Genomic DNA, 16,576 nt, shown 5'->3' with positions numbered 1-16,576 from the left:
TCAAGCAACTTACCGGAATTCAACATGAAGACACTGACAGCCCTTTTCACAAGCCTGATCGTCACCGCTGCATTCTGCGCGCCCGCCCACGCCGAGGATGACAAGCTCGCCGTGGTCGCCAGCTTCTCGATCATCGGCGATTTTGCCGAACAGGTCGGCGGCGACCGCATCACGCTTCGAACGCTGGTCGGACCGGACAGCGACGCCCATGTCTATGAACCGCGCCCAGCCGATGCCATGGCGCTGGCGCGGGCCGACGTCATCCTCGTCAACGGCCTGCAGCTCGAAGGCTTCATGGACCGCCTGATCGAGGCCAGCCAAACGGATGCGCCGATCACCACCGTGACCGATGGCGCCGACATTCTGAACGATCCCAATGGCGGCCATTATCACTACATCGACGGCAAGGCGATCTTCCACGCCGCGCCGAACGACCCGCATGCCTGGCAGACGGTCAAAAATGCCAAGGTCTATGTCGAGAACATCGAAAAAGCCTTCTGCGCCGCCGATGCGGAAGGCTGCCTGACCTACGAGGCCAATGCCGAGGCCTATCTCGACGATCTGACGGCGCTCAATGCGGAGATCCGGGCCACGGTCGATGCGATCCCTGAGGACCGCCGCGTCGCCGTCGTCGCCCATAATGCCTTTCGCTATTTCGAGCGCGACTACGGAATAGCCTTCCTGTCGCCGCAGGGCGTTTCGACCGAGTCCGAAGCCTCCGCCGCGGATGTCGCCTCGCTGATCCGCGAAATCCGCGAGAAGCGCGCGGCGGCCGTCTTTGCCGAAAACATTTCCGACGCCCGCCTCGTCGAACAGATCGCGTCCGAAGCCGGACTGGAACTTGGGGGAACGCTCTATTCGGATGCGTTGTCTTCGGCCGATGGCCCCGCGCCCCGCTATATCGACATGATGCACTACAACGTTGAAACGCTCGCGACGGCCATCAACAACGGCTGACACCAATAAAAAGGGCGAGGCCGAACCTTGCCCATCGTCGTTACGTTATACCATCAAGGAGAGACGAATATGAAACGATGGATCCTGGGTGCATCCGCACTCGCGATTTCACTTGGCGCTCCGGCGGCGTCTGCCGAAGACCATGGGGACAGCGTCACCCTCTACCGGGTTTTCGTCGGCGACCATGCCGATGCGAAAATCACGGCCTTCGACCTCAGCGAGCCCGACCATCGCTGGTCCTTCGACACCACCGGCCAGAACATGCTCTACGCGGTCAACGGTGGCGCCGCCATCGTCGCCGTGCAGTCGGACAGTGATGCGGTGCATTTCATCGACAGCGGCATCTCGCTGCATTCCCATGGCGATCATTCCGATATCGATATCGAGGAGCCGGCGGCCGTCGAGGGCAGCCTCACCGGTCCGCGCCCGTTCCACATCATTGATCATGACGGCAAGGTGGTCATCAATTTCGACAAGGGCGGTTATGCCGCAATCGTCGATGCTCACGAGCTTTCCCACGGCGAGATTGAAACCAGCGAGCTGAAGCAGGAACGCGCCCATCACGGCTTTGCGGCCCCCGTCGGCCAATACTGGGTCACGACCGTTGCCACCGACACGCCGGTCGACGGCACCCGCATCGGCCTGCGCGCCGTGACCGAAGACGGCGAGCCGACCGGCGATGTCGCGACCTGCACCGGCATCCATGGCGAAGCCTTCTCCGGCGCCTATCTCGCCGCCGGTTGCCAGGAAGGCGTGCTGGCCGTGACCGCCGGTGAAGACGGCCCCGTCTTCGAAATGCTGACCTATCCGGACGACCTGCCGGACGACCAGACGACGGGCATCCTGCTGGGCGCAAAAAGCATGCAGGTCTTTCTCGGAAATTACGGATCCAACGGCCTTGTCGTCATCGACCCGGCCGATGAGCCGCATTTCCGTTACATCGAACTGCCCTTCCGTCGCGTCGATTTCGCGCTCGATCCGGCCAATGCCCGTTTCGGCTATGTCCTGACCGAGGATGGCAGCCTGCACCAGATCGACATTCTGGACGCCAGCCTCACGGAAAGCGCCAAGGTCACCGGACCCTATTCGATGGACGGCCACTGGAACGATCCGCGTCCGCGCATCGCCATGGCCGGTGACGAGATCGTGATGAGCGACCCGAATGCCGGCCTCGTCCGCCGCATCGCCAAGGACGGCTTCACGGAAGTCGGCACGATCGATATCGGCGGCACGCCCTACAACATCGCCGTTGCCGGCGGCAGCGGCATGGTCCACGAGGGCGAACATGACCACGAAGGCCATGACCACGATCACGCTCATGGCGACGAAGCGCATGCCCACGATCATGGCGACCCGCAGATCGCCAAGGGCTATTTCGAGGACAGCCAGATCGCGGATCGCACCCTTTCCGACTGGGCCGGCGACTGGCAGTCGGTCTATCCCTATCTTCAGGACGGCACGCTCGACCCGGTAATGGAACACAAGGCCGAGACCGGCGAGATGACCGCCGAGGAATACAAGGACTATTACGATACCGGCTACGAGACCGATGTCGAGCGCATCACCATCAATGGCCACGACGTCACCTTTTATAGGGATGGCGCGGCGGTCGAAGGTCAGTACGCAAGCGACGGCTATGAAATCCTGACCTATGCCAAGGGCAACAGGGGCGTCCGCTTCATCTTCGAAAAGACCAGCGGCGACGAGGCGGCCCCGCAGTTCATCCAGTTCTCCGACCACCGGATCGCACCGGCCGACGCCGATCACTATCACCTCTACTGGGGTGACGACCGCGCGGCCTTGCTGGAAGAGCTCACCAACTGGCCGACCTACTACCCGTCATCGCTCGACAGTGACCAGATCGTCGACGAGATGCTCGCGCATTGAGCCTTGTGTGAAAGGCAGAAACAGGCGTCCGGCCGCCCAGGGCCGGACGCACCGAATGTTCAGGACAGCGCATGAAATCGGCGCGCTCGACCTCGCATTTCGCTTGCGTCAAATTGACAAGTTGCAATAACGTGCGGCTTCCATTCTTGTCTGGCCGACATGCTGCATGCTGCGGCGGAACAGCGGAATGATGGGGAGGTTTTGGGTTTGCAGGGATTGAAGGCAGCGATGCGGGAGCTGGCGGCGGCACTGGCCGTGATCGCCGTTTTTGCGCTTGCCTTTATCTATCAGCCCTTCATGCCGGCTTTGACCCACCATGAGGCCGGTTCGCTTCTGGCATCGTCCCAGACCGTTCTCTGCGGCAGCGGGCCCGGCGATGACGGGGCCATGAGCCACGGTCCCTGCCATGCCTGCCGCCAGGATGCCGCCATCCTGCCGCCACCGCCGGACGAGGCCGTCCCGGCCTATACCTGCCTCTTGGCGCATGATCTCGCATTTGAAGACGAGACACCGTCCCGCGTCGTCTACACAAGCCATTACAATCCGCGCGCTCCGCCGTTCGCTGTCTGATTTTTATGACCCGGGCTTCTGCCAGCCCGAAAAATCAAGACAATTCCAAACGGAGTATTTCCATGACCACGTTCATGACCCGTCTCGCATGGGCCGGCGCAATCAGCCTTGCCAGCCTTTCCGCCGCCAATGCCCACATGACGCTCGAAACCGGCGAAGCACCGGCCGGCAGCAGCTACAAGGCCGTCATCCGCGTGCCGCACGGCTGCGATGGCGCGGCGACCACCGAAATCCGCGTCAAGGTGCCGGAAGGCTTTTACAGCGTAAAACCGATGCCGCATGCCGGCTGGCAGCTCGAAACCGTCACCGGTCCCTATGCCAACACCTATATGAACCATGGCACGCCGGTCAGCGAAGGCGTGACCGAGGTGATCTGGAAGGGCGGCGAACTGCCCGACGCCTATTACGACGAGTTCGTGATGCGCGGCTCGCTGTCGGCCGATATCGCCCCCGGCACGGTGCTCTATTTCCCGGCCGTTCAGCTCTGCGCCGATGGCAGCGCCAACCACTGGACCGCCACGGGCGAGACCGGCGACGGCGAGCCGGCGCCGAAACTGACCCTCACCGCTGCCAAGGGCGGCGACGACCATCACGGCCACGACGACGCGATGGCGCCGGACCACGTGACACTCGGGGATCTCGACATCACCAGCGCCTTCGCCCGCGCCACCCTGCCCGGCGCGCCCGTCGGCGGCGGGTTCCTGTCGATCACCAATAATGGCGATACCGACGATCGCCTCATCGCCGCCTCATCCGATGCCGCGGGCGACCTGCAGCTTCACAACATGCGCATGGATGGCGAGGTGATGAAGATGTACCAGATGACCGATGGTATTCCGGTTCCTGCCCACGAGACTGTGGAGCTTTCGCCGGGCGGCCTGCACATCATGTTCATGAAACTGAATGGTCCGCTTGTCGAAGATACGGTCGTCGATGTCGAATTGACCTTCGAGAAGGCGGGAAAGGTGACCGTGCCCTTCGCCGTCAAGAGCATCGCCGCGAAGGAAGCCGGCCACGACATGCATGGCATGGATCATGACCACGCCGACCATGGCGACATGAAGGCGAACTGAGTTTCGGACACCGCACCGACCCCGCGCAGCCTGACTGGCGATGCGGGGCGTTCCCAAATCGCACAAGAGCGTCTGCCGGGCTGGCGACGGCCCCGCGGACCCGTGTGCGCAAGGCAGGAATTCAGGACATGAAGAACTTCAGAAGGGCCCTCTGGGGGTCCATTGCAGTAATCTGCGTGGTGATCGTCTGGCTGGTCTATCAGATCGGCGAGACCAATGAAGAAATGATGCATATCCCGATGGGACCGGACTTCACGCTGACCGCCGATGACGGTTCCGAGATCACCCAGGCCGCCTTCCGCCAGAAGCCGACCGCGCTGTTTTTCGGCTTCACCCATTGCCCGGAGGTCTGCCCGACCACGCTTTACGAGCTCAATGGCTGGCTGCACGAGGTTGATCCCGATGGCGACAGGATCGACGCCTACTGGGTGACCGTCGACCCGGAACAGGACACGCCGGAGATGATGCGGCGCTATCTGTCCAACGTCACCGACCGCGTCATCGGCATTGCCGGCGATCCGGACAAGGTCCGCGCCATGGCGGACGGCTTCGGCATCTACTACGAAAAGGTGCCGCTCGACCCGAACGACCCGGAGGGCGACTACACGATGAACCACACGGCCTCGGTATTCCTCCTGAATGATGGCGGCGTGCTGCAGAGCACCATCGCCTATCAGGAGGACCACGATACGGCCATCGAGAAGCTGAAAAGGCTGATCGACACCGACAATGGCTGAAACGCGCCGGAGGCCTTTATGCGTTATCGGCCTGCGGATCCCAACCGTCAGTGGATCATCGTGCGAATACTGGAGAGGAACCGTCGGGTTCTATCGTCCTCGGGCGCATCGAAGAATTGATCCGGGGCGGCGGTTTCGACAATCCCGCCGGCTTCCATATAGACAACGCGGTCGGCGACCTGGCGGGCGAAGCCCATTTCATGGGTGACGACCACCATGGTCATGCCGTCATCGGCGAGTTCCACCATCACGTCGAGCACTTCCCGGATCATCTCCGGATCGAGCGCCGAGGTCGGTTCATCGAACAGCATGATCCGCGGCCGCATGCAGAGCGCCCGCGCGATCGCAACGCGTTGCTTTTGCCCGCCGGAAAGCTGCCCGGGAAATTTGGGCGCCTGGTCGAGAATGCGGACCCGTTTCAGGAAGGTTTCCGCCGCCGTCTCCGCTTCCGTGCGCGGCGTGCGCCGCGACAGGATCTGCGGCAAAGCGCAGTTTTCGAGCACTGTCAGATGCGGAAACAGGTTGAAATGCTGGAACACCATGCCGGCATCGCGGCGCACGGCATCGAGATTGCGCAGATCGTCGCCAAGCTCGACGCCGTTGACGACAATCCGGCCCGCCTGATGCTCCTCGAGGCGGTTGATGCAGCGGATCAGCGTCGATTTGCCCGATCCCGACGGCCCGCACACCACCACTTTCTCGCCGGCCGCAACCGTCAGCGACACGCCCTTGAGCACGTGAAAATCGCCGTAGAATTTGTCGATGTTATCGATTTCGATCGCAGGTTTCATCCGTGTGTCCTTGCGGCTACGCCCCGTTCGAGATGGCGCGAATAGATTGAGATGGAAAAGCAGATGATGAAGTAGATCGCCGCGACGAACAGATAGGCCTCGGTGGAAGGCGCCGGCCATGCCGGGTCGGTGCTGGCGCTGCGCGCCGCGCTCAGCATGTCGAACACGCCGACGATCAGCACCAGCGAGGTGTTCTTGATCATCACGATGGCGGTGTTGGTCAGCGGCGGGATCACGTTCTGGATCGCCTGCGGCAAAACGATGTGCCAGATCATCTTCCAGTAGGGAATGCCGAGCGCCTCGGCGGCCTCGATCTGCCCGTCGTCAAGCCCCTGAAGGCCACCGCGAATGACCTCCGCCAGATAGGCGGCGGCGAAGATCGTCAGCGCGGCAAGCGTGCGGCCGAGCTTGTCGACCGTCCATTCCGGCGGCAGCAGCAGCGGCAGCAGGATCGCCGCCACGAACAGCAGGCCGACCAGCGGAAGACCGCGCACAAGCTCGATCACGAAAATGCTGATCGCGCGCGCCACGGGCAATTTACCCCGCCGCCCCAGCGCCAGCAGCACGGCCAGCGGAAAGGCAAGGCCGAGCGAAAGCACCGCCAGAAGCAGCGTCACCGGCAGGCCGCCCCATTTCGACGTCGGCACGTCGTCGAGCCCCAGCACGCCGCCGCCCATCAGCACCAGCATGGCGGCAATCGCGGCGGCCCAGACCAGCGACAGCCGCGCGTTCCACAATTTCGGCGACAGCGAAACGAGCACCATGGCGACGATCAGCACAATCACGATGGTAGCCCGCCATTGCGCCTGCGGCGGATAGAGACCGAACAGGATCAGCCGCGCCTTGGCGCCGATAAAGCTCCAGCACGCCCCGCCGCCCTGACATGCCGCCGGGCCGCCCACCCAGTGGGCATCGAGAACGGCCCAATTGAAGGCCGGGATAAGGCCGAGGATGATGAGGACGGCCAGAACCGTGAGGAATGCCGACAGCAGATCGCCGAACAGCAGCTTCAGCAGCGGCTTGCGCTTTGCCCTGGGCGGTTTCCGCGGCGCATCGGCGGCGGTCTTGAAGGTAATATCGGTCATCAGCGCACCACCAATGCGACGCGCGCATTGTACCAGTTCATGAAAGCGGAAACGGAGAGCGAAATGCTGAGGAAGACCGCAAGCATGATCAGGATGCTCTCGATCGCCTGGCCGGTCTGATTGATCACCGTGTTGACCACGAGGCCGAGCTCGGGATAGCCGACCGCCACGGCAAGCGTGGTGTTCTTGACGGTGGAGAGATATTGCGACGTCATCGGCGGCACGATGATCCTGAGCGCCTGCGGCAGGATGATCCGGAACATGATGTGGTGTTCGCTGAGCCCCAGGGCGCGCGCGCCTTCCCACTGGCCTTTCTCGACGGCATCGATGCCGCCGCGGATGATTTCGCCGATGAAGGCGGAGGTGTAGATCGTCAGGCCAGTGATGATGGCGGCGAATTCGGGCGACAGCACCATGCCGCCCCTGAAATTGAGCCCTTTCAGCGCCGGAGCCTCAAGGCCGATCGGATGGCCGAGCCGTCCCGAAAGCCAGACGACGACTGCCACCCAGAGGCAGACAAAGAGGCCGACGCTCGCAGCCTTCGCCGGCAGGCGCTTTCCCGCCGAAAGCTTGAAACCGGCGGCGAGCGCAACCACAAACAGAAACGCCGCGACGATCAGCAGCATGCTGGCGCCCGGTCCGAGCGTCAGGGCCGGGGCATAGACGCCGCGAATGGACAGGAACACGCCGGGCAGCGGATTGAGCGCCTCGCGCGGTACGGGAAACAGCGATGTGGCGATGGCATACCAGAAGAGAAGCTGGACGATGAGCGGAACGTTGCGCAGCACGGTGACATAGGTACCAGCGAAGCGCGACAGCAGCGGATGGGCGGAGCGGCGCGAGAGGCCGACCACCAGACCGAGCAGCGTTGCAAACAGGATCGACAGGAACGACAGCCACAGCGTATTGGCAAGACCGACGACATAGGCCCAGAAGAAGCTGTCCGATGCATCATAGCGGACGATGCTTTCGGAAATCGGAAAGCGCGCCGGCCGCCAGAGATAGTCGAAGCCGGTGCGGATGCCGCGTTCGGTCAGGTTTTCATGCGTATTGCCCGCAAGCCACCAGACGAACAGGACCAGACCGCCCAGAAGGGCGATCTGCATGGCCCAGGATCGGGCCCGTTGTGAATACCAGAGCGACAGCATGACCGGCTTTACTGAAAGGCCAGCGGGAACATCAGCCCGCCGTCGCTGAACAGCGCGTTATAGCCTCGCTCCAGCTTCAGCGGGCTGTCCATGCCGACATTGCGATCATAGACCTCGGCGTAATTGCCGACGGATTTCACGATGCGGTAGGCGAAGTCATCGCTGAGGCCGAGTGCCGCGCCATTGCCCGGATCCGTGCCCAGAAACCGGCGGATGCGCGGATCGTCGCTGTCGAGATAGTCGTCGATATTCCCGCTGGTAAGCCCGAATGCCTCGGCGGCGATCATCGCCTGGATCGACCAGGTCACGATATCGAGCCACTGGTCATCGCCATGGCGGACGGCAGGCGTCAGCGCATCCATATAGGGCGTTGCCGGGAAGATGACGTAGTCGTCCGGATTGTCCGCCATCGTCGCGCGCACGGAGGCGAGCGCGCCGGCATCGGTGATCAGCGCATCGCAGCGGCCGGAGAAGAAAGCCTGACGGCCGGCGGTGGTGTTTCTACTCTCGTCCGCGGCTTCACGACCGAGCTGTTCGGGCTGCGCAACCGGTTCGAGTTGCCGACGGCGTAGAGCGCCGTGCGTCCATTCGGACGCACAAAGGAGGCTTTCAGCTATCGAATCCAGGCATCGCGCTTTCCCAATCTCCGCTACCAACCTGCGTCAACTTGACCCGCCGGACGGACGGACATTGACCGGCGTGACAAAAGATGAATATAAAATACATGTTTTATTCCGGCTAGCTTGCCACTCGCCGGCCCATACTGACCGGTGTGCCCGTGTTCCGCTCAACCCGTACTCAACCAACATGATTGCCGAGACGAACAATGACGACAATGGCAAGACTGCGCGCATGGCAAGGACCGGCGATTTTCAGCTATGGCTTCAGGCCGTTCTTCTTCTTCGGCGCGCTTGACGCCGCCCTGCTGATCGCGCTGTGGGTCCCTTGGTATCTGGGCTTTATCCAGGTGCCGAGCATGTTCACGCCCGTGTCATGGCATGTCCACGAACTGCTTTACGGCTATGTACCGGCGATCATCGCGGGCTTTCTTCTGACGGCCGTTCCCAACTGGACGGGCCGCCTGCCGGTCGTCGGCCGGCCGCTTGCGGGCCTGTTCGGCCTCTGGCTTGGCGCGCGGGCTATCGTCGGCTTCTCCGCTTCGCTCCCGCCAGCACTTGTCTATCTCGCGGCTCTCGCCTTTCCGCTGGCGCTGATCGGTTTTCTGGCGCGGGAAATCCTCGCCGGGCGCAACTGGCGGAACCTGAAGGTGATCGTGGTCCTTTCGCTGTTTACCGCCACGCAGATCCTGTTTTACTACGAAAACATCCGCTACGGCACGTCGGTCTATGCCGAACGCGCCGCCATTGCCCTCATCATCATGCTGATCCAGATCATCGGCGGCCGGGTGGTTCCGAGCTTCACCCGCAACTGGCTCAAGAAGCAGGGTTCTCCGGCTCTGCCGCCTGCTTTCGGCGAATTCGACCGGTTCGTGATGGTGATGAGCGCCGCCGGTCTTGGCGCATGGGTCGCGTTTCCCGCATTTGACAGAGAAGAGCCGATGCTGGGTATGTTTCTGATCGCCATCGGTGCCTTCAACCTGTTCCGGCAATGGCGCTGGCGACCTCTGAAAACGCTGGCCGAGCCGCTGGTCTTCATCCTGCATCTTGCATTCCTGCCAGTCAGTCTCGGCTTCGTGTTCTCCGGCTATGCTGCCTTTACGGGAAGCGCCGGCGCGGAAAGCGCTGCCATACACTGCTGGACCGTCGGCGCCATCGGCGGCATGACGCTTGCGATCATGACCCGCGCCAGCCGGGGCCACACCGGCTATCCGCTGACGGCGCCGCCGGCGACGGCGGCAATCTATCTGGCCATCGTGATCGCACTGGTCCTGCGTCTTGCCGCTGCCTTCAATCCTGGCTGGACGTTCTCGTTGATGCCTTTAGCAGGACTGGCATGGGTTCTCGCCTTTGCGGGCTTCTGCCTGGTCTACGGTCCAATGCTGTTCAGGCCCCGTAACTGAAACGGTCTGAGCCGGCCCAGCGACGGAAAGGGCGTGATGGCGGTTGCGCGCGGATCTCGAGCAGAAAATTCGTCATGGTTTGATCCGTCTCCCGACGAAAGACATCGCCGATATATGATAATACCGACATAGGACGCGCGTCCGGATGCGGAAGATCCTCCGCATTCAGCCGCCGCAGCCTCCAGGGAGCGCGCCGATGCGTCTGACAACCTTTTCCGACTACGCGCTGCGCGTGCTGATGTATGCAGCTTCGGCCGGCGACCGGCTGGTCACGATCGAAGAGACGTCTGCGGCCTATTCGGTCTCGAAGACCCATCTTATGAAGGTCGTGAATGTTCTGACCAGACACGGATATCTGGCCAGCGTACGCGGGCGCTCCGGCGGCTTCCGGCTGGCAATGTCGCCCGAGCGGATCAATCTCGGCGCTGTCATCCGCGCGACAGAGGCCGATTTCGCGCTTGTCGAATGCTTTGCGACCGGAAATCAGTGCGTGGTCACGAAAGCCTGCAAGCTGCCAACGATACTGAACGAAGCGCTCACATCCTTCCTCGGCGTCTTCGATCACTACACCCTTGCCGATATCGTCCTGTCGCCTCAGGTCTTCGGGCCGGGTTCACCGGAACGGACCTCCCCGTCATAAGGCGAAACGACGAGACGGCTTTCAGATCCGTCGCGTCGCCTTGCGGGAACAGGAGGGGCCGGCGCATTTCCGCCTGTCCGTCGAAGCTGGCGGGCGGCGCGGATGAATGGCGTCACCAAGCGCCGCCGATCGCCGCGTGAGGCAATCTGCCGCCCTCGGCATCACGGCTCCACGCCGCGCGGGGCGGGAGCCGCTTGCGGTACGGCTCCGCCCGTTATTGCGTTGCCGGTCTTTGGGAGATCACATGCCCGAGCGAGGGTGCGGACTGTTCGAGCGCCGCGCGGCTCTGCATCCAGGCATCCGGATCGACGCCAAGGGCCGTCCGGAGCCAGGCGAGCGTGAGGCGTTTCAGCGCTTCCAGCACATCAGGCGCCTCGGTCTCCGTCTCCTTCGCGTCCAGGCCCGCTATGCCGCCAAGCCCGTGGCCAACACCATGGAGCGTCAGGAGATCGCCGTCCGTTCCCCTGGCGTCATGAAAGGCGTCGGCGTGCCATTCCGGGCCGCGCGGCGTGAAATGCGGATTGTCCGCATCGCCGCAAACGACGAGGGTCCGGGCCGCAATCGTTGAGAAGTCGACGTCGAAGAACGGGAAACGCGCGGCGTTTTCCTCTGTCAGATCGTTGCCGCCGCGCCCGGGCGCGGCCAGCAGCATTCCGGCGGAAATCCGCGGATCGGAGAAATCCTCACCATGCAACTTCGCGCCGAGCAGCAGTGAAACGGTGTGTCCGCCGAAGGAATGGCCGACCGCCGCGATGCGTTCCCTGTCCAGCCTGCCGGCAATGCCGGCTGCCTGTTGCTCCACGTCGTCCAGACGGTCGAGAATGAGCTGAAGTTCCGCTACCCGCTCGCGCCAGAAGAACGGCGCGCCATCTGCATCCGCCGGCAGACCGCCGACGCGGGAGCTGGCATGGGTCGGCTGGATCACCGCAAATCCGCGTTCCGCCCAGAACTGTGCAAGCGGCGCATAGCCATCCTTCGAGGGGATGTAGTGCGACGGGCCAAAGCCATGGGACAGGAGCACAATGGGAAGCCTGTTCCCGCTCGCATGGGCCGTCAGCCGCAATTCCAGCGGCTGACGGCCGCCCATTGCGAGGCGGATGGGCGTATAGGAGACGGTCAGCGCCGCCTCCGGCGCGGGGAGGTGCCGCGCGAGATCGATCAGATTGTTCATGGGTCAAGCTCCTGAATGGGCTGCGTGGAAGACGGGATCAAGCCGTGGCGCGATCTTCTTCGTTGAACAGCGCGCGCGCGTCCGCGCCTGCGGGGATCATCATCGGCGCATTCTCATCCGTCACGGCCAGCCAGACGGCCGCGGCGACATCTTCCGCCGTCGTGACCAGGGGGCCGGAGCGAAGCGTTGCCAGATAGTCGTGAACGAAGGCGGTATAAGGCTCGGGAATGTCCATGCCCATGCGCGCCACGGCATTCTTGCCAAAGTCCGTAGTTGGCGCCGAGCCCGGCAGGACCAGACGCGCGCGCACACCGAAGAGACCCGCCTCAAGGGCGAGGCTCTCGGTAAAGGCATTCAGCGCCGCCTTGCTGGCACTATAGACCGAAAGGGCAGGCAACGGCTTCAGTGTGACGCTGGAACTGATATTGACGATGACCCCCGCGCCGCGCATCCGCAATTGCGGCAGAACCGCCCTGGTCACAGCGAACGCGCCGAAAACATTGGTCTCGAACAACTCCCGGACCTTCTCCATGTCCGCTCCCTCAAGCACATTCAGCATGCCGACGCCAGCATTGTTGACCAGTGCGTCGAGTGGTCCTGCCGCGGCGACAGCGCTCTCGATGCTCTTCGCATCGGTTACGTCGAGCGGCAGGAGCTGAAGCTTGTCCGAAACAGGCAATTGATCGGATTTCGGGTCGCGCATGGTCGCCGCGACGTCCCAGCCTCTGGAAAGGAAGGTCCGGGCGATGGCGAGTCCAAATCCGGAAGAGGCGCCGGTCACGAGTATCCTGGGCATTCTCATATCTCCTAATAATGATGTTGCGCCAAGATGGACTTGCTTCTCCGGACATTCTATATCTATATGTCCATCTTCTTTTATCAAAAGTCCGAAATCGTGATCGATCCCGTCGCAGAAGTCGTCTCGTTGCTCAAACCGATGCCCTCTATCGCCAAGCAGGTGACGGGCGGCGGGCAGTGGCTTGTGGAACGCACCGATCTTGGCAGCCCGTTCTATTGCGCCGTGGTCGATGGCGAATGCCTTCTGACCGTCGCCGGCAGGATGCCCATGGTGCTGGGGGCCGGCGACTTCGTCCTCATTCCGGAGGCTTACGCCTTCACGATGAGCAGCCTTCAGCCGCCACCGCGCGGGGCGCTTGCGCAACGTCTTGAGACCAGCCCCGGTGTCTTCAGGCTGGGCGATCCCGCAGCGCCTGTCGAAATCCAGGCAATGGTCGGCCATTGCGCCTTCCGCGCCAACGACAAGGCGCTTCTCGTCTCGCTGCTGCCCGACCTCATCCACGTGCGCGGTGCGGAGAGGCTGATACTTCTGGTGCGGATGATCAACGAGGAAACCGGCGCCAGACGAACCGCGCGCGCGATTGTGCTCTCGCATCTGCTGGAAGTGCTTTTTATCGAGGCGCTGCGATCGGCGGGCGGCGGCTATGCAACGCCAGGTCTTCTGCGCGGCATGGCCGATCCCCAGCTCGCCCCGACGCTCCGGCGCATCCATGAGGATCCGGCTCGCGGCATCAGCGCCGGAAGCCTTGCGAAAGACGCCGCAATGTCCCGGTCGACTTTCTATGCCCGCTTCCAGCGCGAGATTGGCGTGACCCCGATGAACTATGTCACGGGCTGGCGCATGGCACTTGCAAAGCAGCTTTTGCAACAGAGGGTCGCAACAGCGGAAATCGCCCAGCGGGTCGGCTATGCTTCGGTCAGCGCCTTCAACACAGCCTTCCGCCGCCATGTCGGCATGTCACCCGGCACCTATCAGCGGAGTTGATGCCCGGCCCGCTGACCCGGACGACCTCCGCCAACGCGGCGCCTATGCGGTTCGCGGATATGATTGGAAGGGTCTACTGCCGTGGCAGACCATTCCCGCGTGGCGCGGTGTATCGAGCGAAACGAATGCGCCACCCGCGGTGAAGCTCGTGTCATCCTGATGGTCGATATGCGTGCCGGCGAACTGGGTCAGATCCTTGTGTTGACGGAGCGTCAAGCTATTGGAAAGGCATCAAAAACAACAAAACCCGCAGCGAATGCTACGGGTTTGTTTGTATCGGTGGTTGCGGGGGCAGGATTTGAACCTGCGGCCTTCAGGTTATGAGCCTGACGAGCTACCGGGCTGCTCCACCCCGCGTTATTTCTGAGCTTCCGGGGAATGGTTGCAGACGGTTGGTCTTGCGCTTTGCCCGGAATTTTGTTTGTCGGTGCTTGGAAGTTTTGCTTCCTGCGGGCCGGAGGGCTACTCGAGCCCGCGTTGTTTCGTGTTTGTTGCGGCAATGCAAAAAGCCGCTTTGGGGGCGGCTTGAGATCGGCAGTCGCCGTTATGAGAAGATATTGAGCTGCATTTGGCAGACCTGGCAGCGACTTACTCTCCCGTGCCTTAAGACAAAGTACCATCAGCGCTGGGGCATTTCACGGCCGTGTTCGGAATGGGAACGGGTGTTAAGGACCCCGCCATAGCCACCAGGTCGGCCAAATGCAGCATGTTTTCGAGAAGCTGGAGTTTGTTCTGTCCTCACGCTGACGCGGCTTGCGCCGCTTCGCTCCGGACGGGGCGGCGCATCAGCGCCGGCGGCCGGTCGGCCTTGCGAAGCCTGTCGGCTTCGACCTTCCCCTGCGATGCAGAAGAAAGGATACAAGGTCGTGAGGTCTGTTGTTGTATTGGCGCTTCGCCAGTCAGCAGTCGCAATGACTGCCGGGGGACGACCCTCAGCAGCTTGCCTGCGTCGCGAAGCGGCCCGTCCGGAGCGCAGCGGCCAAAGGCCGCGACAGCGTCAGGACAAAAAGATCATGTCTTCGGCGAAGCCGATGAACATGAACAATGAGAACGATCAAGCCAATCGAGCGATTAGTACCGGTAAGCTTCACACATTGCTGCGCTTCCACACCCGGCCTATCAACGTTGTCGTCTACAACGGCTCTGATAGGGAACACTCGTTTTCAGGTTGGTTTCCCGCTTAGATGCCTTCAGCGGTTATCCATTCCGTATATAGCTACCCTGCTATGCGGCTGGCGCCACAACAGGTCCACCAGAGATACGTCCATCCCGGTCCTCTCGTACTAGGGACAGATCCTGTCAATATTCCTACACCCACGGCAGATAGGGACCGAACTGTCTCACGACGTTCTGAACCCAGCTCACGTACCGCTTTAATTGGCGAACAGCCAAACCCTTGGGACCTGCTCCAGCCCCAGGATGCGATGAGCCGACATCGAGGTGCCAAACAACCCCGTCGATATGGACTCTTGGGGGTCATCAGCCTGTTATCCCCGGCGTACCTTTTATCCGTTGAGCGATGGCCCTTCCACGCGGGACCACCGGATCACTATGACCGACTTTCGTCTCTGCTCGACTTGTCAGTCTCGCAGTCAGGCGGGCTTATGCCATTGCACTCGACGACCGATTTCCGACCGGTCTGAGCCCACCATCGCGCGCCTCCGTTACTCTTTAGGAGGCGACCGCCCCAGTCAAACTACCCACCATACACTGTCCCGGATCCGGATGACGGATCGCGGTTAGACATCCACGAAGATAAGGGTGGTATTTCAAGGATGGCTCCACAAGAACTGGCGTCCCTGCTTCAAAGCCTACCACCTATCCTACACATGCCTTGGCGAATGCCAGTGTAAAGCTATAGTAAAGGTGCACGGGGTCTTTCCGTCTGACCGCAGGAACCCCGCATCTTCACGGGGAATTCAATTTCACTGAGTCTGCGTTGGAGACAGCGGGGAAGTCGTTACGCCATTCGTGCAGGTCGGAACTTACCCGACAAGGAATTTCGCTACCTTAGGACCGTTATAGTTACGGCCGCCGTTTACTGGGGCTTCGATTCAATGCTTGCACATCTCCTCTTAACCTTCCAGCACCGGGCAGGCGTCAGACCCTATACGTCGTCTTAAAGACTTCGCAGAGCCCTGTGTTTTTGATAAACAGTCGCTACCCCCTGGTCTGTGCCACCCTCCGATACTTGCGTATCAAAGGGTCACGCTTCTTCCGAAGTTACGCGTGCAATTTGCCGAGTTCCTTCAACGCAGTTCTCTCAAGCGCCTTGGTATACTCTACCTGACCACCTGTGTCGGTTTCGGGTACGGTCTCACGACGGGGCTATTTCCTGGAACCGCTCCACCGCACACTCAATCCAATAAGAATGTACGATTTGTGCAATCCGTCACCACCGCCTGGCCCACGAATATTAACGTGGTTCCCATCGACTACGCGTTTCCGCCTCGTCTTAGGGGCCGGCTAACCCTGCTCAGATTAACTTTAAGCAGGAACCCTTGGTCTTTCGGCGAGAGGGTCTCTCACCCTCTTTATCGTTACTCATGTCAACATTCGCACTTCCGATACCTCCAGGACCCCTCACGGGTATCCCTTCATCAGCCTACGGAACGCTCCGCTACCACGTGGATAAATCCACATCCTCAGCTTCGGTGCATGGCTTGAGCCCCGGTACATTTTCGGCGCAAAGACCCTTATTTAGACCAGTGAGC

Annotated in this window: 14 protein-coding genes, 1 tRNA gene and 2 rRNA genes (1 of these 17 running past the window's edge); 8 read left to right on the top strand and 9 right to left on the bottom strand. The window is 61.8% G+C overall.

Annotation, left to right across the window (positions count from 1 at the left end):
- Positions 1 to 24 precede the first annotated feature (24 nt).
- The 5 genes from aztC (at position 25) to AZF01_RS20585 (ending at position 5,224) form a co-directional block, all read left to right on the top strand.
- Complete coding sequence (aztC, locus tag AZF01_RS20605) at positions 25 to 957, top strand: zinc ABC transporter substrate-binding protein AztC (protein ID WP_024706800.1); 933 nt, start codon at positions 25 to 27, stop codon at positions 955 to 957.
- 1,266 nt (positions 958 to 2,223) lie between these two features.
- Positions 2,224 to 2,844, top strand: a complete 621-nt coding sequence (locus tag AZF01_RS24765; RefSeq protein WP_371260706.1) for a ZinT family metal-binding protein — start codon at positions 2,224 to 2,226, stop codon at positions 2,842 to 2,844.
- A gap of 207 nt (positions 2,845 to 3,051) precedes the next feature.
- Positions 3,052 to 3,414 carry a hypothetical protein gene (locus AZF01_RS20595; RefSeq protein ID WP_152534451.1) on the top strand — a complete coding sequence of 121 codons (363 nt, stop codon included), beginning with the start codon at positions 3,052 to 3,054 and terminating at the stop codon, positions 3,412 to 3,414.
- A gap of 62 nt (positions 3,415 to 3,476) precedes the next feature.
- Positions 3,477 to 4,487 carry a DUF1775 domain-containing protein gene (locus tag AZF01_RS20590; RefSeq protein ID WP_024706803.1) on the top strand — a complete coding sequence of 337 codons (1,011 nt, stop codon included), beginning with the start codon at positions 3,477 to 3,479 and terminating at the stop codon, positions 4,485 to 4,487.
- Positions 4,488 to 4,615: 128 nt separating this feature from the next.
- Positions 4,616 to 5,224 (top strand): SCO family protein, encoded by a 609-nt coding sequence (locus AZF01_RS20585; protein WP_024706804.1) that lies wholly within the window; start codon positions 4,616 to 4,618, stop codon positions 5,222 to 5,224.
- A gap of 47 nt (positions 5,225 to 5,271) precedes the next feature.
- Here AZF01_RS20585 and AZF01_RS20580 read toward each other — a convergent pair whose 3' ends face one another.
- Genes AZF01_RS20580 through AZF01_RS20565 form a run of 4 tightly spaced genes read right to left on the bottom strand, consistent with a single transcriptional unit; the run spans position 5,272 to position 8,904 of the window.
- A complete protein-coding gene (locus AZF01_RS20580; RefSeq protein ID WP_024706805.1) occupies positions 5,272 to 6,015 on the bottom strand; it encodes an amino acid ABC transporter ATP-binding protein in 744 nt (247 codons plus the stop codon).
- A complete protein-coding gene (locus AZF01_RS20575; protein WP_024706806.1) occupies positions 6,012 to 7,100 on the bottom strand; it encodes an amino acid ABC transporter permease in 1,089 nt (362 codons plus the stop codon). The genes AZF01_RS20580 and AZF01_RS20575 overlap by 4 nt, the downstream gene beginning before the upstream one ends.
- Complete coding sequence (locus AZF01_RS20570) at positions 7,100 to 8,248, bottom strand: amino acid ABC transporter permease (RefSeq protein ID WP_024706807.1); 1,149 nt, start codon at positions 8,246 to 8,248, stop codon at positions 7,100 to 7,102. The genes AZF01_RS20575 and AZF01_RS20570 overlap by 1 nt, the downstream gene beginning before the upstream one ends.
- A gap of 8 nt (positions 8,249 to 8,256) precedes the next feature.
- Entirely contained in the window at positions 8,257 to 8,904 is a 648-nt protein-coding gene (locus tag AZF01_RS20565; RefSeq protein WP_024706808.1) for a hypothetical protein, read from the bottom strand.
- Between the two features lie 170 nt (positions 8,905 to 9,074).
- On the opposite strand from AZF01_RS20565, the gene AZF01_RS20560 reads away from it, so the two are divergent.
- Together AZF01_RS20560 and AZF01_RS20555 are read left to right on the top strand one after the other, a co-directional pair.
- On the top strand, positions 9,075 to 10,268 hold the full coding sequence (locus AZF01_RS20560; RefSeq protein ID WP_024706809.1) for an NnrS family protein: 1,194 nt from the start codon (positions 9,075 to 9,077) through the stop codon (positions 10,266 to 10,268).
- A 196-nt stretch (positions 10,269 to 10,464) separates the two neighbouring features.
- Positions 10,465 to 10,908, top strand: a complete 444-nt coding sequence (locus AZF01_RS20555) for an Rrf2 family transcriptional regulator (RefSeq protein WP_024706810.1) — start codon at positions 10,465 to 10,467, stop codon at positions 10,906 to 10,908.
- 214 nt (positions 10,909 to 11,122) lie between these two features.
- Here the strand turns inward: AZF01_RS20555 and AZF01_RS20550 are convergent, their stop codons facing one another.
- Together AZF01_RS20550 and AZF01_RS20545 are read right to left on the bottom strand one after the other, a co-directional pair.
- Positions 11,123 to 12,079, bottom strand: a complete 957-nt coding sequence (locus AZF01_RS20550) for a dienelactone hydrolase (protein WP_024706811.1) — start codon at positions 12,077 to 12,079, stop codon at positions 11,123 to 11,125.
- A 37-nt stretch (positions 12,080 to 12,116) separates the two neighbouring features.
- Entirely contained in the window at positions 12,117 to 12,875 is a 759-nt protein-coding gene (locus AZF01_RS20545) for an SDR family oxidoreductase (RefSeq protein WP_024706812.1), read from the bottom strand.
- A gap of 99 nt (positions 12,876 to 12,974) precedes the next feature.
- Here AZF01_RS20545 and AZF01_RS20540 point away from each other — a divergent pair, with 99 nt between their 5' ends.
- Positions 12,975 to 13,862, top strand: a complete 888-nt coding sequence (locus AZF01_RS20540; protein ID WP_024706813.1) for an AraC family transcriptional regulator — start codon at positions 12,975 to 12,977, stop codon at positions 13,860 to 13,862.
- Positions 13,863 to 14,142: 280 nt separating this feature from the next.
- On the opposite strand, the gene AZF01_RS20535 is transcribed toward AZF01_RS20540, so the two are convergent.
- From AZF01_RS20535 to AZF01_RS20525, 3 genes are all read right to left on the bottom strand, one after another.
- Positions 14,143 to 14,219 (bottom strand) — tRNA-Met (locus tag AZF01_RS20535).
- A 218-nt stretch (positions 14,220 to 14,437) separates the two neighbouring features.
- A 5S ribosomal RNA gene (gene rrf / locus AZF01_RS20530) occupies positions 14,438 to 14,553 on the bottom strand.
- Between the two features lie 359 nt (positions 14,554 to 14,912).
- Positions 14,913 to 16,576 (bottom strand): 23S ribosomal RNA (locus AZF01_RS20525); it runs 1,415 nt beyond the window's last position.

Source organism: Martelella sp. AD-3, from assembly GCF_001578105.1.
Taxonomy (GTDB): Bacteria; Pseudomonadota; Alphaproteobacteria; order Rhizobiales; family Rhizobiaceae; genus Martelella.
Note: the sequence above shows the minus strand (reverse complement) of the source record. Positions and strands in the feature narration are given on the sequence as shown.

Excerpts from the sequence above, each read along its gene's own strand:
- aztC (WP_024706800.1), top strand. The coding sequence starts at position 25 with ATGAAGACACTGACAGCCCTTTTCACAAGCCTGATCGTCACCGCTGCA.
- AZF01_RS24765 (WP_371260706.1), top strand. The coding sequence starts at position 2,224 with ATGGTCCACGAGGGCGAACATGACCACGAAGGCCATGACCACGATCAC.
- AZF01_RS20590 (WP_024706803.1), top strand. The coding sequence starts at position 3,477 with ATGACCACGTTCATGACCCGTCTCGCATGGGCCGGCGCAATCAGCCTT.
- AZF01_RS20585 (WP_024706804.1), top strand. The coding sequence starts at position 4,616 with ATGAAGAACTTCAGAAGGGCCCTCTGGGGGTCCATTGCAGTAATCTGC.
- AZF01_RS20580 (WP_024706805.1), bottom strand. The coding sequence starts at position 6,015 with ATGAAACCTGCGATCGAAATCGATAACATCGACAAATTCTACGGCGAT.
- AZF01_RS20575 (WP_024706806.1), bottom strand. The coding sequence starts at position 7,100 with ATGACCGATATTACCTTCAAGACCGCCGCCGATGCGCCGCGGAAACCG.
- AZF01_RS20570 (WP_024706807.1), bottom strand. The coding sequence starts at position 8,248 with ATGCTGTCGCTCTGGTATTCACAACGGGCCCGATCCTGGGCCATGCAG.
- AZF01_RS20560 (WP_024706809.1), top strand. The coding sequence starts at position 9,075 with ATGACGACAATGGCAAGACTGCGCGCATGGCAAGGACCGGCGATTTTC.
- AZF01_RS20555 (WP_024706810.1), top strand. The coding sequence starts at position 10,465 with ATGCGTCTGACAACCTTTTCCGACTACGCGCTGCGCGTGCTGATGTAT.
- AZF01_RS20550 (WP_024706811.1), bottom strand. The coding sequence starts at position 12,079 with ATGAACAATCTGATCGATCTCGCGCGGCACCTCCCCGCGCCGGAGGCG.
- AZF01_RS20545 (WP_024706812.1), bottom strand. The coding sequence starts at position 12,875 with ATGCCCAGGATACTCGTGACCGGCGCCTCTTCCGGATTTGGACTCGCC.